Source organism: Streptomyces sp. NPDC005955 (genome assembly GCF_042871255.1).
GTDB lineage: Bacteria > Actinomycetota > Actinomycetes > Streptomycetales > Streptomycetaceae > Streptomyces.
On record NZ_JBIAIF010000002.1, the window covers coordinates 33,586 to 55,055 of the forward strand.

The window sequence follows — 21,470 nt, forward strand, 5'->3', positions numbered from 1 at the left end:
CGACCGCTCGACCACCGATGCCGACCGACGCCCGGTCCTCGTCGCCAGCGACCTGGACCGCACCCTCATCTACTCGGCCGCGGCGCTCGGCCTGCGCATGCCCGACGCCGAAGCACCCCGTCTGCTGTGCGTCGAGGTCTACGAGGGCAAGCCGCTGTCCTACCTGACCGAGACCGCCGCCGCGCTCCTGGTGGAACTGGCCCGCACCACCCACTTCGTGCCCACCACGACCCGCACCCTCGCGCAGTACCGCCGCATCCACCTGCCCGGCCCCGATGCCCGCTACGCGATCTGCGCCAACGGGGGTCAGATCCTCGTGGACGGACGCCCCGACCCGCAGTGGCAGCGGTACGTCCTCGGCAGGGTCACCGCGGAGTGCGCCCCGCTCGACGAGATCCGTGCCCATCTGCGGGACACCGCCGACCCCGCCTGGCTCCTGAAGGAGCGCGTCGCGGACGAGTTCTTCGCGTACCTGGTCGTGGAACGGGCGCTCCTGCCCACACAGTGGGTCAAGGAACTGGCCGCATGGGCCGAGGACCGCGGCTGGACGGTCTCCCTGCAGGGCCGCAAGATCTATGTCGTGCCGAAGCCGCTCACCAAGAGCGCGGCGGTACGGGAGGTGGCCCGGCGCACCGGGGCCACCCGCATCCTCGCGGCAGGGGACTCGCTGCTCGACGCCGACCTGTTGCTCGCCGCCGACCTGGCCTGGCGGCCGGGCCACGGCGAACTAGCCGACGAGAACTGGCAGGCCCCCCACCTCACAGCTCTTCCGCAGAGGGGGGTCGTTGCCGGCGAGCAGATCCTGACGAGCTTGACCCGCGCCGCTGCCCCGGACCGGGCTTGAACATCCGCACCACGATGAAGGCGACCACCGCGAGAACGGCGAGGACCAGGACGACCTTCGAGTAGGCCGACACGTAGCCCGTGACCTCCGTCCAGTTCTCGCCCAGGAGGTACCCGGCGAGGACGAAGATGGTGTTCCAGATCGCGCTACCGAGCGTCGTCAGGCCCAGGAAGATGGGCAGCGACATCCTCTCGATACCCGCGGGTATGGAGATCAGGCTGCGGAAGATCGGGATCATCCGTCCGAAGAACACGGCCTTCGTTCCGTGACGGTTGAACCACGCCTCCGTCTTCTCGATGTCCGCGACCTTCACCAGCGGAAGCTTGGCCGCTATCGCGATCATGCGGTCGCGGCCGAGCACCGCTCCGATGCCGTACAGGGCGAGTGCGCCCACGACCGAACCCGCCGTGGTCCACAACAGGGCCGCTATGAGGTTCATCTGCCCCGTGCTCGCCGCGAACCCTGCGAGCGGCAGGATCACTTCGCTGGGCAGGGGAGGGAACAGGTTCTCCAGCGCAATGGCCAGCCCGGCGCCCGGAGCCCCGAGCTCGTCCATCAGGCTGTTGATCCATTGCGGAGCGCTGCTTTCGATCATGACTCCACCGTAGAAAATGCGAGCTGAATGCACACTGAAGCCGACCACAAGCTTTTGGTGGTGCGTGCCACAGTCAAGAAGTGCGGTTTTCCGCAATGTGCGGGTGTCTTGCGGCTGGCTACTGTGAGCGACGTGAACACAGCCGTACGCGGCGGGCTCAAGCTCGTCACAGGACTTGCACTCGGCGCTTGCACGGCAGTCGTCGAGTTGGTCTTCGTCGTGCTCGCCGGACTCATCCTCCTGCCATTGCGCGCCTGGCCCCGGGGCCACCACACCGTGCTACGACCTGTGCACAGGATAGGGCGGCGGTTCGTTGCGTGGGAACGCGCGAGACTCGCGGCGTACCAGCGGACCCGGCTGCCTCCACTGTACGGGGCGCCGGACGGCGATGATCGCGCACTGCGCTACATCGCCGCCCGCTGGCCCCTCGGGCTCCTCGGTGGTGCGGTACTGGGCTGTCTGGTACTCGGCCTCGGGTACGGGGTGTTCCTGATCTTCGGTTGGATCGTGATGGAGGTGAGACACCCCGACGACGTGATGCTCAGTGTCATCGGTGGGCTCCTGTTGCTCTTCCTGGCGGTCCAGGGCGTGCTCGGGGTCACCATGCTCGAACGCAGACTCATCACGCACCTCCTCGGACCCAGCCCGGAGGAGGCACTGCGCCGCCGCATCGACGAACTCTTCGCCAGCCGGGCCGGGGTGGTCGATGCCGTGCACGACGAACGCCGCCGCATCGAACGTGATCTCCACGACGGAGTGCAGCAACGCCTCGTCGCCTTAGGGATGTTGCTGGGACGGGCGCGGCGCGGCGATGACCCCGACCGCACCAGCGTGCTGCTCCGCCAGGCGCACGAGGAGAGTCACCGTGCTCTGGTGGACCTACGGGAGGTCGCCTGGCGGGTGTACCCCGCGGCGCTGGACGAGGCGGGCCTGGAAGCGGCGCTGAGCACGGTCGTGGACCGCTCGGAGATACCGGTGCTCCTCGGCTACCACGTCATGCGTCCGCCGCCCAAGGCGGTCGCGGCGGTCGCGTACTTCGTGGTCGCGGAAGCCGTCACGAACACGGTCAAGCACGCGAAAGCGACCAAGATAGTGGTCATGATCGGGGAGGAGAAGGGCGACCGGCTGTACGTCACGATCGAGGACGACGGCCAGGGGGGCGCGGTGCCCGAGGGCGGAGGGCTGACCGGGTTGGCCCGAAGGGTCGCAGCGCTGGACGGGACGTTCGAGGTGCGGAGTCCACCCGGCGGGCCCACCAAGATCACCGTGGAGCTGCCGTGCGTCTGATGCTCGCGGAGGACTCGACGTTGCTGAGGGAGGGGCTGATCAGGCTCCTGGCGGACGAGGGGCACGAGGTCCTGGCCGCAGTGGGGGACGCCGAGGCCCTCCTGGAGGCGATCGCCAAGGAACGCCCGGACGTGGTCGTCGCTGATGTGCGGATGCCTCCGTCCCACACCGACGAAGGGCTTCGCGCTGCCCTGGAGATCCGTGAACGCTGGCCGACGGTGGGGGTGCTCGTACTGTCCCAGTACATCGAGAAGCGCTACGCCAGGGAACTGCTGTCCGGGCAGGCGGGAGGAGTGGGCTACCTCCTGAAGGACCGGGTGGTGCAAGTGGACGAGTTCCTCGATGCTTTGGCACGGGTGGCGAGGGGAGAGGCGGCCTTCGACCCGGAGGTGGTGCGTCAGCTCCTGGGCGGTAGCTCCCACGGCGATCAACTCGTCCGGCTGACCGCGCGGGAGCGGGAAGTCCTGGCGGAGATGGCGCAGGGCCACGGGAACGCCGCCATCGCCGGTCGTCTGCACATCTCGCAGAGCGCCGTCGAGAAACACATCAACGCGATCTTCGAGAAGTTGGAGCTCTCCGGGGGGTCGGGGTACTCGCGCCGGGTGCTCGCGGTGCTCCGCTACCTGGGGACATGAGCCGGGTGCGCCGTGCCCGGAGGCACGGCGCTACGCCGGGTCAGCCGCAGCGGCCCCCTCCGCAGCAGCCGCCGCCACCGCCCGAGGACGGAGGGGGCGACGGGGCGGCGGAGGTTCCGGCGACGGCGACGGTCGACAGGAGCTTCACCGTGTCGTCGTGGCCCGCCGGACAGTCGGCGGGTGCGGAGGATTCGGCCATGGGGCGACTGACTTCGAAGGTGTCGCCGCAGGTCCGGCAGCGGTACTCGTAGCGAGGCATGGAAACAGGTTAACGGCCGTGTCCAGGCCGCTCAGGCGGTGCGCGAGTGACACCTGACAGCGGGCTTCAGGGGCCGACGGCACAGGGATGGGGAGCGGAGGGAGGGGGAGAGGTTAGGTACTGGTGCCGCGGTCTTCGCGGATGCGGGACACCACCGCGGCCACCTGCTGGCGCACGGCCTCGGTCTCGGTCAGGAAGTGCCAGTAGTCGGGGTGGCGCCCCTGGAGGGTCTGGACGGCCCGTTCCAGCCGGGCAACGGACTCGTCCAGGGGGCGCGCGTGGCGAGGATCCGGGGTGTGGCGGCCAGCCATGGCGAGGCGCTGGGCATCGCGGATGGCGAAGCGGGTGCGCTCGATCTCGTCTTCGGGGCTCTTGGAGACGGCGTTCAACCGCTGGAGGCGGTTGCCCGCCGCGGAGACTGCTTCGTCCGTGGCGTTGAGCAGGGCGCGGACGGTGGAGAGAAGGGAGGTGGCATCGGGCCAGCGTTGTGCGTCACGCGCGGTCTGGGCCTCGGTGAGCTTGTCCTCGGCCCGGCGGACGTCGGCTGCGGCTTGGCCCGGCACGTGCTGGAGGTCCTGCCAGCAGGCGATGGTGAAGCGGCGGCGCAACTCGCTGAGTACCGGCTCCACCTGTTCGGCACGGGTGGTGAGGGCCTCGGCACGGGTGCGCAGGGAGACCAGTCGGCGGTCGATCTCGGCAGCACGCTCGGGGAGTCGTTCGGCGGCCACGCGCACCGCTTCGGCGTCGCGGGTGACCCGCTCGGCGCGGTGGAGGGTTTCCGGGACGCCGTGGCGTCCCGCTCCCTGGTTGAGCTTGGTCAACTCGGGAGCGAGCGCTGCGAGGCGGGCGGCGAGGTCGTCCGCCTTCAGCCCGGAGCCACGTGTGGTGTCGAGGGCGGTCGTGGCGGTCAGGAGCGCCTGCCGGGCCCGTTCGACGGCGGGTGCCAGACGGGCGAGCTGCGTCTCGGCCTTGTCGAGGAGGGGGCCGAGACCCTGGGCGAAGCGGTCCAGTTCTTCCTTGACCTTGGTGAGGGCGTCCTTGGCCTGGGTCAGTTCGGTGCGGGCCCGGGCCGCGGTGGTCGCCTCCAGATCGTCGCGGTCGAGGTCATGGGCGTCGACGGCGGCGATGTACTGGTGGCTGACGTCGTCGATGCGTCCGCTCAGGGCGGCGAAGTCGGCAACGGCACGCCGGGCGGCCGGCGAATCGTCGACCGCGGTGATGGTCTCTATGGAGATCCGCAGGTCGCGCTGGGCGGTGTCCAGTTCGTAGAACGCGGCGGCTGCGGCGTCCTTGGCGGCCTGGGCCTGGGCTCGCTGGCCCTCGGCGCGCCCGCCGAACCAGCGACGGGTGCCGCCGCCGTTGAAGGCACCGGGGAGGGCCACGGCCGCCACGGCGAACAGGGCGACGGGCAAGGTGAGGGGGAGTAGGCGGCGTGCGAGGGCGTTCCGAGCGGGGGCGTCGCTACGGCTGTCACGGGTCCGCGGGGCGACCGTGGCCCGAGCGGATGCGGCCGGTGCGCTCGGTGTGGCCGGTGCGGAGACGTGGGCCAGTGCCCCGGCTGCTGTTGCCGGTCGGTGTCCGTCCGTGCTGACCGTGCTGCCTGAGTCGCCCGGACCGGCTGAACCGACCGGATTGACCGGACTGCCCGGGCCGGCCGAGCCGTCTGGGGTGCCCGGGGAGTCCGGGGTGTCCGAAGGATGGGGGATGTAGAACGCTTGTGGTGTTGTCGGTGTGTACGGCTGTCTGGGTGTCGCCGTCACTTACCTCTCCCGTGCTGTGGTCCGCCGTGCCCGGTGCCATTGTCCCACCTGGTACGGACGAACACACGGGGCGTTCAGTTCACGTTCCGCACCGTGACGCTTCCGTTGTCGCTGTGGGCGGAGACGGAGCGGTGGCTGCGGTCGTCACGGGGGACGGACACCTTCACGCTCCCGTCATCGCTCTTCGCGGACACCTTGTACCCGGTCGCGTCGCCTTCACGGCCGGGAAGGGTGACGGAGACGGAGCCGTCGTTGCTGCGCGCGGCGACCCGGTCCGGGACGGAGGCCAGAGCCAGCCGTAGCGACCCGTTCTCGGTATGGGCCGCTACCTCGCGGGAATGCAGATCGCTCGCGCGGATGCTGCCGTCGCCGCTACGGAGGGTGAGGGGGCCACTGACGTCCTCGACCTTCACGGAGCCGTCGTCGGTGCTGATGTCCACGGGGGTCCGGAAGCCGGAGGCCCGCACCGGGCCGTCGTCGTTCTTCACGACGAGGGTCACCCCGCGGGGGACTTCGATGCGGTGCTTGACCCCACAGGTGGCGATGAAGCCGGAGCAGTCGCGACGCAGGACGAGACGGTCGTCCTCCATCCGCCAGTTGAACGTCGACTTGGAGCCGATCAGCTTCCGGGCCTTGATCCAGCGGGTCACCTCGACCTCGTCACCGTCGCCGGGTACGAGTTCGAGGCTGGAGTCGTCGGAATCGACGGTGAGCGTCTTGCCGGACAGCGCGAAGGAGCGTCGGTCGGGGGAGGAGTCGTCCTCCGGGTCACTCGCGCAACCGCTGGCGGCGAGGGCGAGGACGGTGACTCCCGTGGCGGCGAGCAGCGCCGTGCGACGTCGACGCGGGCGCCGGCGGGTGATGCGTGCGGTCATGGATATCCCCCTGGGACGAACGATCCGTAGCGGCACTCCCCGGTACCGCTGTGTGGCTCCGGTACCCGGAAGCGGTGCGCAAGTGCCTTGCGGGTCGGCGGGTCAGCGGGCCTCGCGGGCCGCCGCCGGAGCGTGATTCGACGATAGGGAGGAACGGTCCGCATGGGCATCGGGGTCCCTACCGGATCCGGGGTGGGGATAACCCCCGGCCGCTGCGGGAAATGGGTTTGTGGGGCCCGGCAGGAAGCAAGGTAGGCTGTCGACTCATCCCGGGCGCGTAGCTCAGTGGTAGAGCGCTGCCCTTACAAGGCAGATGTCGGCGGTTCGAAACCGTCCGCGCCCACCGGAATCGGTCGTGTTGGTGTGATCCCCGGCCGATCTGATCCTGTGTGATGTTCGGAACGGTCCCTGGAGAGTGCGTGGCTCCGGGGGCCGTTTTTCGTGTGCACGGAAGCCCGGACAGCGAGCGGCATGGCCGGGCTCGGCGGGCGGACGGGCGCGATGGGTGGGTCCGGTGCGCGCGGGTCCTGGTGCTGCCCTGCCGCCGCTCTAGGGCGGTGGGCCGGGCGGGGCGCCGTGGGCGTGCTTCAGGGCGGCTCGGGCGTTGACCTGGTCGGGGGCGGTGACCTCGGCCCAGTAACGGTGACAGGTGACGAAGACGGCGAGTTCGCGCTCTCGCTCGCGGAGTTTCTCCACCTGAGCCTGTTCGTCGGGGGTCCAGCCGGGGGAGGCGGGGCGTTCGACCCTGCGCCAGCTGGTCTCGTCACTGAAGCCGTCGAGGGGTTCCACCGACCAGGGGAGGCGTTTGAGCAGGTCGATGAGCTCCGCACGTACTTGGTGCAGTTCCTCCTGGCCGGCCAGGAGGTCGCTCGGGAAGTCATAGGTGGCAGCCACCCGGGAATAGTACGCCTGTTCGAATTTGTCGAGCGAGTCGTGGAGGCCCCCGGATACGGGGGTGGCGGGGGTGCGCCGTCATGCCGGTGCGGGCTTGGAGCCGTCGGGCCCGTGGAGGGACACTGGGGGCATGTGCCGCAGCATCAAGACGCTCCGTCCGCCCGTCATCCCCGAAGAGGCCACCGAGGACGAGATCCGGGCCGCCGCGCTGCAATACGTGCGGAAGGTCTCCGGCTTCAGGGCCCCGGCCGCCCACAATCGTGAGGTGTTCGACGCCGCCGTGGAGGCGGTGGCCGCGGCCACCGCGGAACTGTTGGCCGGGCTTGAGGTCAGGGGCCGGTCCGCGGGCGCGGCTCACGTTTCGGCCGCGGCCTCCTGAGGCCCTGCCCCCTTCTCCTGAGGTCCGCCCCTCCCGCTGGGGCCCGCCCCTTCCGCTGGTGCCCGGCCGGGCCCGTGCAGCCGCTTCTCGCCCGCAGTTGCCAGGCGGCCCGGGGACGCACTGCCTCGCCCCACCCCGACCGGAGGTCATCTCAGTGTTACCTGCACGGGTACTTTCCGGTGCCGCGTTGGCCGTGGTGATGCTCGCCCTGTCCGGCTGCTCTTCCGTCTGGGGCTGCACCGACACGACGGCGAAGCGCGGTGAGGCCGATGTCAGGGTGCAGGTCGAGGACACGTCCGGGCAGCCTCTCGGCGTCACCGCCGAGGTCGTCGACTGGCGCTTGGAGCCCCACCCGCAGGTGCCCTCTGAAGGTGACCAGGTCCATTTCAACTACCGTTTCGACGGTGCCGACGAGGCGTCCGGCCCCGCAGTGGACGCCTGCGCGGTCGATGGGAAGCGCGTGGCGTTGGGGTGCCAGACGATCCATTCGTCCGCGACGTGGCGCCAACCGGACGGTGCCCTCACGGGCGACGGCTGGTTCGCCGTCGAGCACCCTGAGCGGGTTGCCGGAATGCTGTTGATCCCCAATGACCAGTCCTACGGCGGACGAACCTGCGATCAGGACGCCAAGGACGGTGGCGGTACGCATCCTCCGGAACCAGCCAGCAAGGGGGACCGGCTGTAGGCGGCCGGGGCGGTTGAGGTCGCGGCACGGCTCTGCCGGCGCCCCGGAGCGCGTGCTGTTCGGTGGCCACGTTCCTCTGCGCGACCGGCGCCCCCCCGCTCCCACCCTCCACGAGCAGGCCGACGGAACGGCCGGCTCACGAGCAACTGCACGCTCCCGGGAGCGGTGTCGACGGGTGAGCCGGCCGTGGCCGCCGGATCCGGGTGTCGGAGGGAGGAGGGTTTCAGCCGGTGGTGCTCGCGACGGGGCGTCGCATCAGGTACGCCGCTGCGGCTCCTGCCCCGAAGAGCGCCAGCAGGGACACCCCGGCCGCCAGCCAGGTCGCGCCCAGCCACTGCGCCCCCACGTAGCCGAGCCCCACGCTGTAGCCGGCCCAGGCAATGCCCGCGAGTGCGGACCAGGGCAGGAAGTCGCGGTTGCGGCGCTGTGCGGCGCCGGCGCCCAGTGAGACGAGCGAACGGCCCGCCGGCGCGAACCGGGCGATCACCACCAGGGGCCCGCCGCCCCGTGCGAGCGCCGAGCCGAGCCGCGCCTGTGCGGAGGTGAGCCGACGGGAGCGGGCGATGGCCCGGTCGAACCGCGCACCACCTCGTCGGGCCAGCCGGTACGCGCAGAAGTCGCCGAGGACCGACGCGGTCGCGGCGCACAGGATCAGTGCCAGGATGTCCGGCACGTCGTGCGGGACCTGGCCGGTGGCCGCCCCGGTCCCCGCCGCGGCGGCCGTGGCCGCCGTGATCACGAGGACGCCGCTGGGCAGTATCGGTAGGAACACATCAAAAATGACGGAAATCGCCACAATGGCGTAGATCCATGGGCTCCCGGTCAATGGGCCCATACTCTCCAGCACCGAATCTCCCCCGGTCGGCATCGCGATGCCGCGATGTCGCGTGGTGCGGCAGGGGCGGCGCTTGGTGACAGCCATACAGCGTACGCGGAGGTTCGTTCCTGTGATCCACCGGGGGCTCAAATGTTCTCCACGCGGTGTTCACCCTCGGTGGGCGCAAAGATGGCTTGATGGTGCTCTTGAGGTAGGTGCGGGCGTGAGGTAGCGGGGCTCGTGCGGCGGTCGTCGCGCGGGCGGGGGACGGGCGGGCCCGCGCGGCGGTGGGGCTGGGGGGTGCCGCGCGGGCTCGAAGGTGCTGCACGAGGCGGTCCGGACCGGGGCTGGGTCCCTGTCCGGCTCCGCCGCCCCCGCACCTCCCGCCTCCCGGCGCCCGGGTCGGGGCGTCCGACCCGGGTGGTGCCGGGCTGGGCGGGGGTGAGGGGACGTCGTGCTGGGTGTCAGGTCGGGCTCGGGGCTCGGCCTCGGCTACCGGTGCCCCGACTGCCGGAGTCTCCCGGCGAACGGTGCGCGGGCTGCGGCTCGTGGCCGGTGGCCCGCGGCGTGCAGGGTCTGACCTCCGGGGTGCAGGTCAGGCGGAGGCCGCCGCGGTTTCCTGTCGGGACTGCTTCCCCTCCTCGTTCTGCGACCGCGAGGAGAGCAGTCGGTCGAGACCGAAGGCCCCCGAGCCGGTGAACACCAGCAGCAGGAACGCCCAGCAGAACATCGCCGAGGCTTCGCCGCTGTTCTGGAGCGGCCACAGGGCTTCCGGCTGGTGCACCTTGAAGTAGGCGTACGCCATGGAGCCGGAGGAGATGAACGCAGCGGCGCGGGTGCCCAGGCCGATCATGACCAGGCCGCCGCCGACGAGTTGGATGACCGCGGCGTACCAACCTGGCCAGGTGCCGGCCGAGACGGTGCCGCCGCCGTGCGCGCCGCCGAGGACGCCGAAGAGGGACGCGGCGCCGTGGCAGGCGAAGAGCAGGCCGACGACTATGCGGAACAGGCCGAGAGCGTAGGGCTGGGCGTTGTTGAGACGTCCAGTCATGGGGGGACTCCTTCGGTGTGGTGGGGACGTAACCGAGTGAAGCCACAGGTTAGGTTGACCTAATGAGTGCTTGCAAGTTCAACATTTGGCCATATGTAGTCCCTGTGCGGTCCCTGTGCGAACCCTGAGCGGCGCTGCCCGGACCGGTCGGATCCGGCTCATCCGCGGGTGGTGCGCCCGGTGTCGGCCGGCGCTCCCGCCGCCGGGGTGAGCACCGTCTCCAGCACCTCTTCCAGTCGGGCTCCGCCGTCCGCTTCCGGCCGTGCCCGGTCGAGTCGGAGCCGCGACTCCCGGCCGCGCAGGGTCAGGGTCATCAACTGGTTGCCGAACCACGGTCCGCCGCGCTTGGCCCATCTCAGCCCGCGCGCGCCGGTCTGTCCGTGACCCGCCAGGATCCGGCCGAGTGCGGTGGCGAACCGGCTCCAGCCGAAGCGGAAGGCCCAGGCGAGGTGCGTGGGGAAGGAGTTGTGGACGGGGGAGCAGGTCAGCTGGAGCACGCGGGCCGCGGGGTCGGTGCCCGGGGGCCACTCGGTCGGTTCGGCGAGGTACGCGTGGTGGACGTCGCCGGACAGGACGTACACCGCCGCGGGTGCTGACGGGCCCGAGCCCGCCTCGGCGATCAGCGAGGTCAGTCGGGCGAAGGACTCCGGGAAGGCCGCCCAGTGTTCGAGGTCGGCCCGCCGGCGCAGCTGCTCGCCGAAGCGTGCCCAACGCGCGCCCCGGTCGCCCCGGCACAGGGCCGCGTCCCACGCCTCGCCGTCGTGGACCAGTGGCGGCAGCAGCCAGGGCAGGGAGGTGCCGATCAGGAGGTGGTCGTAACTCCCGGGGGCGTCGAGGGCCTGGTCCCGCAGCCAGCGTGCCTCGTCCGGGTCGAGCATCGCGCGCCGGTCCTCGTCCAGTACGCGGGCCGCGCGGGTGTCGACCATCAGCAGCCGGACGCGTCCGAAGTCGCGGCGGTAGCTCCAGCGCACCCCGGCCGGTTCGGCGTCGGCCTGGGCGGCGAAGGCCCGTAGCGTGTCCGTGCCGTCGGGGGCCGAACGCACCCGGGCGAAGAGTTCGTCGTCGGCGAGCTCGTCCGGGGACAGGTTGCCGAGGTGTTGGTACACCCAGTACGACATCAGGCCGCTGAGGATCCGCTCGCCCCACCAGGGGGTGGATCTGATCTCGGCGAGCCAGGCGGCGCTGGTGTTCCAGTCGTCGATCACGTCGTGGTCGTCGAAGACCATGCAGGACGGGACGGTGGACAGCAGCCAGCGGACCGCGGGGTCGAGCCACGACTCGTAGTAGAGCCGGGTGTACTCCTCGTAGTCCGCCACCTGGGCGCCCGGGGGTTCGCTGAGGTCGCGACGGGTGGCGAGCCAGCGGCGGGTCGCGGGGGACACCTCGTCGGCGTACACCTGGTCGCCCAACAGCAGGAGGACGTCGGGGCGGTGCCGGTCGTCGCCGGGGTCGCGGGCCAGTCGGGCGGCCAGTGCGTCCAGTGCGTCCGGACCGATCGGGTCCGGTTCCCCGGGGGGTTGCGCGGCCCAGCGACAGGAGCCGAAGGTGATCCGCACCAGACTGCTCGGGTCGCCGGTGCCGTCGGTCGTGGGGGTCGCAGGGGTCTTGATCACCGAGGCCGGGAACCGCGTGGCCGCCGGGGGCGTGGAGGGCGGTGCGGGCCACACCCGGATGCCGTCGAGCAGCACCTCGTACTCCGTGGCGGTGCCGGGGGTCAGGCCCCGGACCGTGACCAGTGCGTAGTGGTGTCCCGCGACCTGGAAGGTCGGGGTCACGCCGGCCGAACCGTCCGCGCAGCGCACCTCGGCGGTGCACGGACGGCCCGTCTCGATCCACACGGTCGCCGACGAGTCGTCGACGTACCTCAGCAGCGGTCCCAGGCGTAGCACCGTGATGGTGATCACTCTCCTCCGTCGCCCCGTACGGTACGGAACGCCGGGGGAGGGTCGGCCGGTTCCCGTTGGCGCGGCCGTGGCCGTCGTCCTGCGGGTCCCCCGCTTGGAGCTGTGAGGGGTGTTCTCCCCAGGTGGGGGAGGGGGTCAGCAGGAGTTGAGGATGCCCTGGAGCGCGGCCTTCTCGGCGGTGTCGACGTCGAGGGCGTAGTGCTTCTTCACCTGCACCCACATCCGCGCGTACACGCAGTGGTACGACGCGCTGGGCGGCAGCCACTCGGCCGGGTCCTTGTCGCCCTTGGCCTGGTTGACGTTGTCGGTGACTGCGATCAGTTGCGGGCGGACGAGGTCGTTGGCGAAGCCCTGGCGGGCGCTGTTGGTCCAACCGTCGGCGCCGGAGCGCCACGCCTCGGACAGCGGGACCACATGGTCGATGTCGAGGTCGGAGGCGACGGTCCAGGTGGCGTCGTCGTACTCGGAGAACCAGGTGCCGGACACGGCCGCGCAACTGGCGTTCTGCACCACGTCCGTGCCGTCGCGTTCGAGGACGACCTCACGGGCGTTACAGGTGCCGGAGACGGTGCTCCAGTGGGGGAACTTGCTCCTGCTGTAGCCGGCCGAGGAGCCTTCGGGGGCCTCGTTGAGCTGGGCGAGGTAGACGCGGGCGGTGGCCGCGTTCACCGGGGTGGGCGGCTTGGCCTGGGCGGGCGGGCCGGTGAGGGCGGCGATGGCGGACAGTCCGGTCGTCAGTGCCGCGACGGCGCCGAACCGGCGGGTGCGGCGGCGGTCACCGGCCGCGGACGAGGTGGCGGACGGGGTGGCGGACGGGGTCTCGGTGGGGGACTGGCGCGTGTGGCCACGGGACATGGGGGCTCCCTGATCGTCATGGGGTGGCGGCGCCCGGCGGGCGCGGCCGTGGGTGGCGTCCGGGGGTTGCCGGAAAGCGATTGCCAGACAACAGGGTTGCGGCATGATCACGTCACATCAAGAGGAATAACGGAGGATCATGTTCCGTATGGAGGTGAAGAGTTGTGAATCCTCCCGGAACGGGCGGGGGTTCCGTGCTCCGTCGTGCGCCGTCCCGCGGCGGGGTGCGCGGGTGGTCCGCGGCCGTGCGAGGGCGCGCCCCCGGGTGCGTCGGACGGGTCGCAGCGGTGCTGCCCGGGCTGTGTGGGCCGCGTGGGGCGACCGCGCCCCGGGCGGGTCGGGCGTGCGGCGGCCCGCTGTCCGGCGGTTCCGGATGCGCGCGGATCTCCGGGTCGGTCGGGGGTCGGTCGGGGTGCGGGGTCGGCGTGCCCGGTGACGAAGGTCCCGGGGTCGGGCCCGCCGCTCTCGCGTACCATGGGGTCAGCAGAAGGGGAGTAGCTCTTCGCCGGACCGTCGACATACTGCTCAGCTCGTCTGAGCCGGCGCCCGGAGGCGGGGCCCGTACACCGGGTCCGGCCAGCGAGACCTTCGGCCAGCAGTGCTCACGCGCACATCCGTGCGCGTGTGGGGCGCTGCCGTGCCGAGGGCGTCGTCCGCAGTGACTCTCGGTGGGGCAGCCCGACCGATTGAGGAACCTTGATCAGCATCAGTGTGGTGGCGCTCGTCTTCGGCGTCGTCTTCCTGGCCGAGCTGCCGGACAAGACCGCGCTCGCGGGACTGGTCCTGGGCACGCGGTACCGGGCCTCGTACGTGTTCGCCGGGGTCGCGGCGGCCTTCGCCGTCCACGTCGCGCTCGCCGTCGCCGCGGGGAGCGTGCTCACCCTGCTCCCGGAACGGTTGCTCAGCGCCATCACGGGCGTCCTGTTCCTCGGCGGAGCGGCCGTGCTCGCGTTCAAGAAGAGCGACGGGGACGAGGAGATCCGCCAGCCCGAGGACCAGAGCTTCTGGAAGGTCTCCGGCGCCGGATTCATGCTCATCCTGGTCGCCGAGTTCGGTGACCTCACGCAGATCATGACCGCGAACCTGGCCGCCCGCTACGACGACCCGCTCTCCGTCGGACTCGGCGCCGTACTGGCGCTGTGGGCCGTGGCCGGGCTGGGGATCGTGGGCGGCAAGGCGCTGATGAAGCGGGTGCCGCTGGCGCTCATCACCCGGATCGCCGCGCTGCTGATGCTGGGCCTCGGTGTCTGGAGCCTGTACGAGGCGGTGGCGGGCTGATGGTGGCATTCACGCCGTTTGTTTTGTACCGTGTTTGAACAAAGTGGTTCCGCTCGCCTTCCCTGACCAGCGGGCGGGGCCACCTTGATCCGCTGCGCCGCCCGTGCGCCCGCCCGGCCCCGCCGGCGGCCCGGGCGGGCGTCGTCCGGGCGGTTGCCGTCCGGACCGGCCGGTTGCCGTGCGCGGGCCCGCGCCCCGCGGGGACCGGCCCTCCCGTCCACCGGGTGCACCTCCCTGAGGGCGCCCGGGGCTCACCGGGCCCCGCCCGCGCCGGTCCCACCCTGGCACGCGGGGTCCCGACCGTTCCGTGCGCCAGCGCGTTCCGTGGCGCCCGCCCTCACCCTGGAGCATGCCGATGACGGCCACACCGACGCCGGACACCGCCGTTCTGACCACCCGTGCCCTCCTCCTGGACATGGACGGCACCCTCGTGAACTCCGACGCCGTGGTCGAGCGCTGCTGGCGGCGTTGGGCCGTCCGGTACGGACTCGACCCCGATGCGGTGATGTCGGTCGTGCACGGTCGTCAGGGGTACGCCTCCATGGCCCTGCTGCTGCCCGACCGGCCCATGTCCGAGAACTACGCGGAGAACGCCCGCATGCTCGCCGAGGAGACCGCTGACCTGGACGGGGTCGTCCCGGTGCCGGGCGCCCCCGCCTTCCTCGCCGCGCTGGCCGCGCTGGCGGCGCCGTACGCGCTCGTGACCTCCGCGACCCGGGAGCTGGCGGCCGCCCGGATGGGGGCGACGGGGCTCGCCCTGCCCCGGGTCAGGGTGACCGCGGAGGACGTGGGGGCGAGCAAGCCCGATCCCGAGGGGTTCCTGAAGGGGGCGGCGGAGCTCGGGGTGCCGGCCGCCGAGTGCGTGGTCTTCGAGGACTCCGCGGCCGGGATCGCCGCGGGGCTGGCCGCGGGCATGCGCGTGGTCGGAGTGGGGCCGCGGGCGGCGGAGCACGGGGCCACCGTCCAGGTCGACGACCTCACCCGGGTCCGGGTGGACCCGGCCGCGGACGGGGCGCTCCGACTCACCCTGAACTGACGGCACTCACGCACTCTTACCTTCACGCATTCACGCATTCACGCACTCGTGCACGGACGGCCTGACCCGCTCACGGCCCGGTGAGCTGACGACCTGACGGCCCGATGACCTGACGGCGCTGTCAGGTCGTCGGGCCGTCAGTCGTCGTTGCCGCCGCTCCGGCCGCCCTCGCCGCCGCGTCCGTCGCCCCCGCCGGAGGTCTCGGACTCCAGGACGCCCCGGGTCAACGGGCCGTACGTGCCGCGCTCCTCGGAGATGCCCCGGGCGATCTGGTAACGGGTGAGGGCCTGCTCCACCTCGGAGTTGAAGACGCCGTCCCGCGAACCGGTGTAGAGACGCATCTGCCACAGCCGCTGCTGGAGGTCCTGCACCGCCGCGCCCCGGTCCCCCGCGCGCAGGGTGCCGTCGGAGCGCGGCGGTGTCGATTCGGCGGGGCGGGAGGCGGAGGTGGACGGAGCGGCGGAACCGGAGGCGGTGGCCTTCTCGCTCGGGCTCTTGGACGGGCTCGTCGTGGCCCCGGGCGCGGCCGGTTCGGTCGAGGCGGACGAACTCGCCGAGGGGGTCGTCGAGGGTGCCCGGCTCGTCGCCCTGTTCGACGGGGTCGATCCCGCCGAAGGCTTCCCGGTGGGCGCCGTGTTCGGTGCCGAGGAGCCCGGGATGGTGGTGTCGATGTCCGGCAGGGCCTTGTCGTGCTGGGGCTTGTCGTAGCTGAAGACCCCGCCGGCGACCATGCCGAGGCCGGCCGCGGCGACCGCCACCGTCGAAGCGGCGATGAGCGCGAGGCGGCGCCGGCGGGCCCGGGGGTCGGGCTCCGGGGGCTCGTGCCGGTCGCGCGGTCCCGGACGGTGCCGCCCGGGGCTGCCCGGGCCGTCGGTGGCGAGGGTCGGCCGCGGGCCGACCTCCGACTCGCCGCGGACACCGTGCGGGAAGCGCATGGTGGGGTGCTCCGGCACGCCGTGGCCGGGTCCCGGGAACTGACCGGGGGCCGGGTCAGGGGCGGACGCGGGGGCGTGGGGGGCCTGGAAGCCCGCCGCCGGTTGTTCGACCGTCCACCCGACCTCGCCGTCCGCCGGGTGCGGCTGGGGCTGCGGCTGCGCCTGCCCGTACGCCTGCCCGTGTCCCTGCCCCTGCCCCTGTACCTGCCCGTGTCCCGGCGGGGGCGGCTGTCCGTGCGCGGGTGCCTGCCCCGGCCCGTACCCCTGTCCCGGCGGGGGCGTCTGCCCCGGTACGGGTGGCTGCGGGGCCTGCGCCGGGGGTCCGGCCGCGTCGTCGTGGGGCGGCATGGGGCCGGGGAGCGCGTCCGACGGTCCCGCGGCGGGATGTCCGCCCCGCCCCGCCTCGGTGCCCCGCCCCGCGTCCCCTCCCGTGCCCGGCGTCGGGGAGGCCCCGGCCGTGGGCCCCGAGGGCGCGCCGTCGGCGCCCGCCGCCATCCGGGGCAGGGGCTGGGTGGGCGAGTCGGGCGGCGGCGGCCCCGGTCGGGGCGGAGGGCCGGGCGGGGCGCCGGGCCCGAAGGCGCCCGTGGGGGAGTCCGACTGCCCCTGAGCCAGGTAAGGGCGCACCTGGAGACGGGCGAACTGCCCGGTGTGGTCGCTGAGTTCGGTGTGCTGTTGCGGGTCCGCGGGCTGCGGCGGGCGGGTCGGGTCCGGTGGCCCGGACGGGTGGGTCGGATCGGTGCCCTGCCCGGCTCCCCGTGCCGTCGCACCGGTACGTGCCGCGCACCCGCAACCGTCGGGCGCTTGCGCACCCTGCGGCACCCCGCACCGTGGACATGTCTGTCGGTTCACCGTCTGGGTCCCCTCCCCTTGGTTGAAGGCGATTATGCAGACAACCGGGCGGCCCCGCAGGCACCGCGCCCCCCGCTCCCGACAGGCCGGACCCGGGTCCACGCACCACGATGGGAGGTGCGCAGAGCGCAGACCCGTTCAGGAGGTGTGCATGACACGTGGTGAACAGGGGCGGGACGGAACCCTTCCGCAGCGGGGTCGGGCCGCCGGTGAGGACGGGCTCGGCGGCTCGGTCATGGTCTCGATCGGAGCGCTGCTCCTCGGCATGCTGCTGGCCGCGCTCGACCAGACCATCGTGTCCACGGCGCTCCCCACGATCGTCAGCGACCTCGGCGGCCTCGACCACCTCTCGTGGGTCGTCACCGCCTACCTCCTGGCGTCGACCGCGGCGACCCCGCTGTGGGGGAAGCTCGGCGACCAGTACGGCCGCAAGAGGCTCTTCCAGACCGCCGTCGTGATCTTCCTGGTGGGCTCGGCGCTGTGCGGGGCCGCCCAGAGCATGCCGCAGCTCATCGGCTTCCGCGCGCTCCAGGGGCTGGGCGGCGGCGGACTGATGGTGCTGTCCATGGCGATCGTCGGGGACCTCGTCCCGCCCCGGGAGCGCGGTCGGTACCAGGGGCTGTTCGGCGCGGTGTTCGGCACCACGAGCGTGCTCGGACCGCTGTTGGGCGGGGTGCTCACCGAACAGCTGAGCTGGCGGTGGGTGTTCTACGTCAACCTGCCGATCGGTGCGGTCGCCCTGGTCGTGATCGCCTCCGCGCTGCGCATCCCGCATCGGGACGCCCGGCACACCATCGACTACCTCGGCACCTTCCTGATCGCCTCGGTCGCGGCCTGTCTGGTGCTGGTCGCCTCCCTCGGCGGCACCACCTGGGCCTGGGGCTCGGCGCGGACCATCGGACTGACGGTGCTCGGGGTGCTGCTGGCCGGGGCGTTCGTCCTGGTGGAACGTCGGGCCGCGGAACCCGTGCTGCCGTTGAAGCTGTTCCGGATCCGGACGTTCACGCTCGCGGCGCTGATCAGCTTCGTCGTCGGCTTCGCGATGTTCGGGGCGATGACGTACCTGCCGACGTTCCTCCAGATCGTCCGGGGCGTGTCGCCGACCATGTCGGGCGTGCACATGCTGCCGATGGTCATCGGGTTGCTGCTCGCCTCCACCGGGTCCGGACAGATCGTGAGCCGCACCGGCCGCTGGAAGGTCTTCCCCGTCGCGGGCACCGGGATCACCGCCCTGGGCCTCCTGCTGCTGCACCGCCTCGGCCCGGACACCAGCACGGCCGTGACGAGTGCGTACTTCTTCGTGTTCGGGCTGGGCCTCGGGCTGGTGATGCAGGTCCTGGTGCTGATCGTGCAGAACGCGGTCGCGTACGAGGACCTGGGCGTCGCCACGTCCGGGGCGACCTTCTTCCGGTCCATCGGGGCGTCCTTCGGCGTGGCCGTCTTCGGGTCCGTCTTCGCGGGGCGCCTCACCGACAAGTTGACCTCCGCGCTGGGCGGGCAGGCGCTGCCGCCCGGGGTGGACGCGGCCTCGCTCGCGGCCGATCCCCGGGGACTCGACCGGCTGTCGCCCGCCGTGCGGCCCGCCGTGCTCGACGCCTTCGCCTCGGCGATCACCGACGTGTTCCTGTACGCGGTGCCGGTGGCCCTCTTCGGCTTCGTCCTCGCCTGGTTCCTCCACGAGGACCGGCTGCGCGGCTCGGTGACCGTTCCCGACGGCACCGAGACACTGGCCAGCAACCCCGTGCAGCGCTCCTCGCACGACGAGTGCGCCCGGGCGCTGTCCGTCCTCGGCACCCGCGAGGGGCGACGGCGGATCTACGAGACCATCACCCGCCGGGCCGGGTACGACCTGCTCCCCGCGAGCAGTTGGCTGCTGCTGCGGATGCGCCGGCACGGGGTCGTGGAGCCGTCGATCCTCGCGGAGGGCGGCAACGTGCCCTTCGAGGTGGTCGCCGCGGCGGCCCGGCAGGTGGAGGAGCGGGGGCTCGGCGCACGGGAGGGGCTGGGGCTGACGTTGACCCGGCGGGGCCGCCGCGCCGCCGACGCGTTGGCCGCCGCGCGGGAGGAATCCCTCGCCGAACTGCTCGGGGACTGGTGGGGACCGGACCGGCCGGCCGACCTCACCGCCCTCGTCCGGACCCTGAGCGCGGAGTTGTGCGGGTCCCACGCGGAGCGCCCCACGGGCCCGCCCCGACCCGGCGCGGTCGCGGACCCCGCGCCGGGCGGCGGCCCGCCGCCCGGCACCGGCACCGGCGTGTCCGACACCGGCCCGCCGCCCGACCCGTCCGCCGGGCCGCCGACCACTCCGCCGACCGGGCCGACGCCGTGAGACGCCCGCCGGGGGGAGGGCCGGGCGACCGGTAGCATGGGGGGTCGTCATCACGTCCCCACGGGGGGAAGCCGGTGCGAATCCGGCGCTGACCCGCAACCGTGAGCCGCCCGACCGGGCGCCAGCCGGAGCACCCCGTACGTCGACGTGACCGGCTCACGCCACCGGGAACCGGTGACGGGCACCGTCGAGGAACACGGGGCCGGAGCCGCCCGGAGCCGCCCCAGCGACGCGTGCCCGTGCGCCCGACCCGCAGCGAAAGGGCACACGCCGACCATGAACATCCGCCGCATCGCCGCGGTCCTCGCCGCCACCGCGGTGCTCGGCACGGTGACCGCCCCCGTCGCCCTCGCCGACCGGGCCGCGGGCACCCCCTCGCCGTCCCCGTCCGCCAAGCTCCCGACCGGCCTGTACGGCACCACCGACCCCACCTACGACGGCGTCTGGCGGCAGTCCCTGGCGATGCTCGCCCAGGACACCGCGGAGGTCGCCCCCGCCGCCGCTGCCGTCGACTGGCTCACCGGCCAGCAGTGCGCGAACGGCGCCTTCGCCGCGTACCGGGCCGCTCCGGACGCCCCGTGCGACGCCAAGACGCCGGTCGACACCAACAGCACCGCCGCCGCCGTCCAGGCACTCGCCGCCCTCGGCGGGCAGGACGACGCGACGGGGGACGCCGTGGACTGGTTGAAGTCCGTCCAGAACGCGGACGGCGGCTGGGGCTACCTGCCCGGGGCGCCCAGCGACACCAACTCCACCGGCCTGGTCGTCGGCGCCCTCACCGCCACCGGTGCCCGCCCCGCACAGGTCCGCTCCGCGGAGGGCACCACCCCGCACGACGCGCTCCTCGCCCTGACCGTGCCCTGCACGGCCGGCGGCGGCGGCGCCTTCGCGTACCAGCCGGACAAGAAGGGCGCACTGGTCGCCAACGACGACGCCACCGCCGCCGGAGTGCTCGGCGGCCTGGACCGCACCCTCGCCCCGACCGCCGCACCCGATGCCGCCCCGCGCGACTGCGCCAAGCCCCGCACCGCAGCGGAGGCCGCCCGCGGCGGCGCCGCCCACCTCGCCGGGGTGCTCAAGGCCGACGGACACCTCAAGAGCAGCCTGCCCGGCGCCGACGACCAGCCCGACCACGGCAACACCGCGGACGCCGTGGTCGCCCTGGCCGCCGCCGGACTCGGCGACCGGGCCGCCCCCGCGGTCACCTGGCTGGAACGCAACTCCGTCGCCTGGGCGAAGCAGACCGGCCCCGCGGCCTGGGCCCAACTGGTGCTCGCCGCCCACGCCACCGGCGCCGACCCGCGCGACTTCGGCGGCACCGACCTGGTCGCCGGGCTGAACGCCACCGGCCCCGAGCCGAGCGCCGCGCGTGACGGGGCCGCGGGCAAGGACGGCGACGACGGTCCCGCCGCGGTGTGGATCATCGGCCCCGCACTCCTGCTCGGGGCGGGCATCGGCTTCCTGGTCAGCCGCCGGAAGCGGCAGCAGTGACCCCCGCACCCCCGGCCCCCGCACCTGGCGCACCCGCCCGCGCCCCCGGCCGGGTGGTGGCCGTGCTGACGGCGCTGCTCACCACCCTCGCCGTGGCCCTGCTCACCGCCGCCCCCGCGCAGGCCGCCGGATACCGCTACTGGTCCTTCTGGGACCTCACCGACGGCTCCTGGACGTACGCCACCCAGGGACCGGCGCTCGCCCGCCCCGCCGACGGGGACGTCCAGGGCTTCCGCTTCTCGGTGAGCGAGGACTCCGGCGACGCGGCGAAGCCCCGCGGCCCCCGTGACTTCGCCGGGATCTGCGGCGCGACCGCCCCGCGCGACGGCACCAAGCGGGTCGCGCTCGTCATCGACCCCGGCACCCCGGCCGACGCCCCCGGCGGCGAGACCCCGCCGGCGACCCGCACCGCGTGCGCACGGGTCGGCACCGACGCGACCAGCGCCGAGGCCCTGGCCGCCGTCGCCAAGCCGCTGCGCTACGACAGCAACGCACTGCTCTGCGCCATCGACGGCTACCCCCGCACCGGCTGCGGCGAACAGGTCTCCGCCGACCGGGCGACGACACCCGAGCGGCCCGCCGCGGACGGAGCGGGCGAAGACGGCGAGGGCGACGCGGGCGGCGGGCCGTCCGCCGGGATCTACGTCGGGGCCGCCGCCGTCGCGGCCCTGGGCGTCGCCGCCGTCTGGCGCTCCCGCCGCCGGGGCTGACG

The 21,470-nt window shown here is 72.9% G+C and carries 20 protein-coding genes, 1 tRNA gene and 1 riboswitch; of the genes, 11 read left to right on the forward strand and 10 right to left on the reverse strand.

What is annotated here, in order from left to right:
* Positions 1–97 precede the first annotated feature (97 nt).
* Positions 98–844 (forward strand): HAD family hydrolase, encoded by a 747-nt coding sequence (locus ACFYOU_RS05540; protein WP_391304207.1) that lies wholly within the window; start codon positions 98–100, stop codon positions 842–844.
* On the opposite strand, the gene ACFYOU_RS05545 is transcribed toward ACFYOU_RS05540, so the two are convergent.
* Entirely contained in the window at positions 759–1,439 is a 681-nt protein-coding gene (locus ACFYOU_RS05545) for a DedA family protein (RefSeq protein WP_385487935.1), read from the reverse strand. The two genes, ACFYOU_RS05540 and ACFYOU_RS05545, sit on opposite strands and share 86 nt — an antisense overlap.
* 132 nt (positions 1,440–1,571) lie before the next feature.
* Between ACFYOU_RS05545 and ACFYOU_RS05550 the strand changes: the two genes are divergently transcribed.
* Both ACFYOU_RS05550 and ACFYOU_RS05555 read left to right on the forward strand, forming a co-directional pair.
* Positions 1,572–2,726, forward strand: a complete 1,155-nt coding sequence (locus tag ACFYOU_RS05550; protein ID WP_391303803.1) for a histidine kinase — start codon at positions 1,572–1,574, stop codon at positions 2,724–2,726.
* The gene (locus ACFYOU_RS05555) at positions 2,726–3,361 is read left to right on the forward strand and encodes a response regulator (RefSeq protein WP_389763162.1); all 636 of its coding nucleotides are present in this window, start codon (positions 2,726–2,728) and stop codon (positions 3,359–3,361) included. Before ACFYOU_RS05550 ends, ACFYOU_RS05555 begins: the two co-directional genes overlap by 1 nt.
* A gap of 40 nt (positions 3,362–3,401) precedes the next feature.
* Here the strand turns inward: ACFYOU_RS05555 and ACFYOU_RS05560 are convergent, their stop codons facing one another.
* The 3 genes from ACFYOU_RS05560 to ACFYOU_RS05570 form a co-directional block, all read right to left on the reverse strand.
* A complete protein-coding gene (locus ACFYOU_RS05560) occupies positions 3,402–3,620 on the reverse strand; it encodes a zinc ribbon domain-containing protein (protein WP_387004788.1) in 219 nt (72 codons plus the stop codon).
* Between the two features lie 113 nt (positions 3,621–3,733).
* A complete protein-coding gene (locus tag ACFYOU_RS05565) occupies positions 3,734–5,170 on the reverse strand; it encodes a hypothetical protein (protein WP_391304208.1) in 1,437 nt (478 codons plus the stop codon).
* 284 nt (positions 5,171–5,454) lie between these two features.
* Positions 5,455–6,255 carry a DUF4097 family beta strand repeat-containing protein gene (locus ACFYOU_RS05570; protein WP_391303804.1) on the reverse strand — a complete coding sequence of 267 codons (801 nt, stop codon included), beginning with the start codon at positions 6,253–6,255 and terminating at the stop codon, positions 5,455–5,457.
* Between the two features lie 271 nt (positions 6,256–6,526).
* Between ACFYOU_RS05570 and ACFYOU_RS05575 the strand changes: the two genes are divergently transcribed.
* Positions 6,527–6,598, forward strand: a tRNA-Val gene (locus ACFYOU_RS05575).
* Between the two features lie 206 nt (positions 6,599–6,804).
* On the opposite strand, the gene ACFYOU_RS05580 is transcribed toward ACFYOU_RS05575, so the two are convergent.
* The gene (locus ACFYOU_RS05580; RefSeq protein ID WP_391303805.1) at positions 6,805–7,149 is read right to left on the reverse strand and encodes a hypothetical protein; all 345 of its coding nucleotides are present in this window, start codon (positions 7,147–7,149) and stop codon (positions 6,805–6,807) included.
* A 130-nt stretch (positions 7,150–7,279) separates the two neighbouring features.
* Here ACFYOU_RS05580 and ACFYOU_RS05585 point away from each other — a divergent pair, with 130 nt between their 5' ends.
* A complete protein-coding gene (locus tag ACFYOU_RS05585) occupies positions 7,280–7,528 on the forward strand; it encodes a DUF2277 family protein (protein ID WP_391303806.1) in 249 nt (82 codons plus the stop codon).
* 154 nt (positions 7,529–7,682) lie between these two features.
* Complete coding sequence (locus tag ACFYOU_RS05590) at positions 7,683–8,213, forward strand: hypothetical protein (protein ID WP_391303807.1); 531 nt, start codon at positions 7,683–7,685, stop codon at positions 8,211–8,213.
* A 223-nt stretch (positions 8,214–8,436) separates the two neighbouring features.
* Here the strand turns inward: ACFYOU_RS05590 and ACFYOU_RS05595 are convergent, their stop codons facing one another.
* The 4 genes from ACFYOU_RS05595 to ACFYOU_RS05610 form a co-directional block, all read right to left on the reverse strand.
* A complete protein-coding gene (locus ACFYOU_RS05595) occupies positions 8,437–9,060 on the reverse strand; it encodes a VTT domain-containing protein (RefSeq protein ID WP_391304209.1) in 624 nt (207 codons plus the stop codon).
* A 565-nt stretch (positions 9,061–9,625) separates the two neighbouring features.
* Positions 9,626–10,081 carry a DoxX family protein gene (locus ACFYOU_RS05600; protein ID WP_389762728.1) on the reverse strand — a complete coding sequence of 152 codons (456 nt, stop codon included), beginning with the start codon at positions 10,079–10,081 and terminating at the stop codon, positions 9,626–9,628.
* A gap of 158 nt (positions 10,082–10,239) precedes the next feature.
* On the reverse strand, positions 10,240–11,976 hold the full coding sequence (locus ACFYOU_RS05605) for an alkaline phosphatase D family protein (protein ID WP_391304210.1): 1,737 nt from the start codon (positions 11,974–11,976) through the stop codon (positions 10,240–10,242).
* Between the two features lie 144 nt (positions 11,977–12,120).
* Positions 12,121–12,840 (reverse strand): DUF1524 domain-containing protein, encoded by a 720-nt coding sequence (locus ACFYOU_RS05610; RefSeq protein ID WP_391303808.1) that lies wholly within the window; start codon positions 12,838–12,840, stop codon positions 12,121–12,123.
* Between the two features lie 696 nt (positions 12,841–13,536).
* On the opposite strand from ACFYOU_RS05610, the gene ACFYOU_RS05615 reads away from it, so the two are divergent.
* Together ACFYOU_RS05615 and ACFYOU_RS05620 are read left to right on the forward strand one after the other, a co-directional pair.
* Positions 13,537–14,118 (forward strand): TMEM165/GDT1 family protein, encoded by a 582-nt coding sequence (locus ACFYOU_RS05615; protein ID WP_385487960.1) that lies wholly within the window; start codon positions 13,537–13,539, stop codon positions 14,116–14,118.
* A gap of 349 nt (positions 14,119–14,467) precedes the next feature.
* Complete coding sequence (locus tag ACFYOU_RS05620; protein WP_391303809.1) at positions 14,468–15,154, forward strand: HAD-IA family hydrolase; 687 nt, start codon at positions 14,468–14,470, stop codon at positions 15,152–15,154.
* 137 nt (positions 15,155–15,291) lie between these two features.
* Here ACFYOU_RS05620 and ACFYOU_RS05625 read toward each other — a convergent pair whose 3' ends face one another.
* Positions 15,292–16,437 (reverse strand): peptidoglycan-binding protein, encoded by a 1,146-nt coding sequence (locus ACFYOU_RS05625; RefSeq protein WP_391303810.1) that lies wholly within the window; start codon positions 16,435–16,437, stop codon positions 15,292–15,294.
* A 652-nt stretch (positions 16,438–17,089) separates the two neighbouring features.
* Here ACFYOU_RS05625 and ACFYOU_RS05630 point away from each other — a divergent pair.
* The 3 genes from ACFYOU_RS05630 to ACFYOU_RS05640 all read left to right on the forward strand — a co-directional run bounded on the left by ACFYOU_RS05630 (position 17,090) and on the right by ACFYOU_RS05640 (position 21,468).
* On the forward strand, positions 17,090–19,267 hold the full coding sequence (locus ACFYOU_RS05630) for a DHA2 family efflux MFS transporter permease subunit (protein ID WP_391303811.1): 2,178 nt from the start codon (positions 17,090–17,092) through the stop codon (positions 19,265–19,267).
* Between the two features lie 64 nt (positions 19,268–19,331).
* A riboswitch (cobalamin riboswitch) is annotated at positions 19,332–19,403 on the forward strand.
* A 140-nt stretch (positions 19,404–19,543) separates the two neighbouring features.
* Positions 19,544–20,758: a prenyltransferase/squalene oxidase repeat-containing protein gene (locus ACFYOU_RS05635; RefSeq protein WP_391303812.1), complete on the forward strand. Its 1,215-nt coding sequence runs from the start codon at positions 19,544–19,546 to the stop codon at positions 20,756–20,758.
* Entirely contained in the window at positions 20,755–21,468 is a 714-nt protein-coding gene (locus ACFYOU_RS05640; protein ID WP_391303813.1) for an SCO2322 family protein, read from the forward strand. Before ACFYOU_RS05635 ends, ACFYOU_RS05640 begins: the two co-directional genes overlap by 4 nt.
* Positions 21,469–21,470: the final 2 nt, after the last annotated feature.

Excerpts from the sequence above, each read along its gene's own strand:
- ACFYOU_RS05540 (WP_391304207.1), top strand. The coding sequence starts at position 98 with ATGCCCGACGCCGAAGCACCCCGTCTGCTGTGCGTCGAGGTCTACGAG.
- ACFYOU_RS05545 (WP_385487935.1), bottom strand. The coding sequence starts at position 1,439 with ATGATCGAAAGCAGCGCTCCGCAATGGATCAACAGCCTGATGGACGAG.
- ACFYOU_RS05555 (WP_389763162.1), top strand. The coding sequence starts at position 2,726 with ATGCTCGCGGAGGACTCGACGTTGCTGAGGGAGGGGCTGATCAGGCTC.
- ACFYOU_RS05560 (WP_387004788.1), bottom strand. The coding sequence starts at position 3,620 with ATGCCTCGCTACGAGTACCGCTGCCGGACCTGCGGCGACACCTTCGAA.
- ACFYOU_RS05570 (WP_391303804.1), bottom strand. The coding sequence starts at position 6,255 with ATGACCGCACGCATCACCCGCCGGCGCCCGCGTCGACGTCGCACGGCG.
- ACFYOU_RS05585 (WP_391303806.1), top strand. The coding sequence starts at position 7,280 with ATGTGCCGCAGCATCAAGACGCTCCGTCCGCCCGTCATCCCCGAAGAG.
- ACFYOU_RS05600 (WP_389762728.1), bottom strand. The coding sequence starts at position 10,081 with ATGACTGGACGTCTCAACAACGCCCAGCCCTACGCTCTCGGCCTGTTC.
- ACFYOU_RS05610 (WP_391303808.1), bottom strand. The coding sequence starts at position 12,840 with ATGTCCCGTGGCCACACGCGCCAGTCCCCCACCGAGACCCCGTCCGCC.
- ACFYOU_RS05620 (WP_391303809.1), top strand. The coding sequence starts at position 14,468 with ATGCCGATGACGGCCACACCGACGCCGGACACCGCCGTTCTGACCACC.
- ACFYOU_RS05625 (WP_391303810.1), bottom strand. The coding sequence starts at position 16,437 with ATGCCGCCCCACGACGACGCGGCCGGACCCCCGGCGCAGGCCCCGCAG.
- ACFYOU_RS05630 (WP_391303811.1), top strand. The coding sequence starts at position 17,090 with ATGACACGTGGTGAACAGGGGCGGGACGGAACCCTTCCGCAGCGGGGT.
- ACFYOU_RS05635 (WP_391303812.1), top strand. The coding sequence starts at position 19,544 with ATGAACATCCGCCGCATCGCCGCGGTCCTCGCCGCCACCGCGGTGCTC.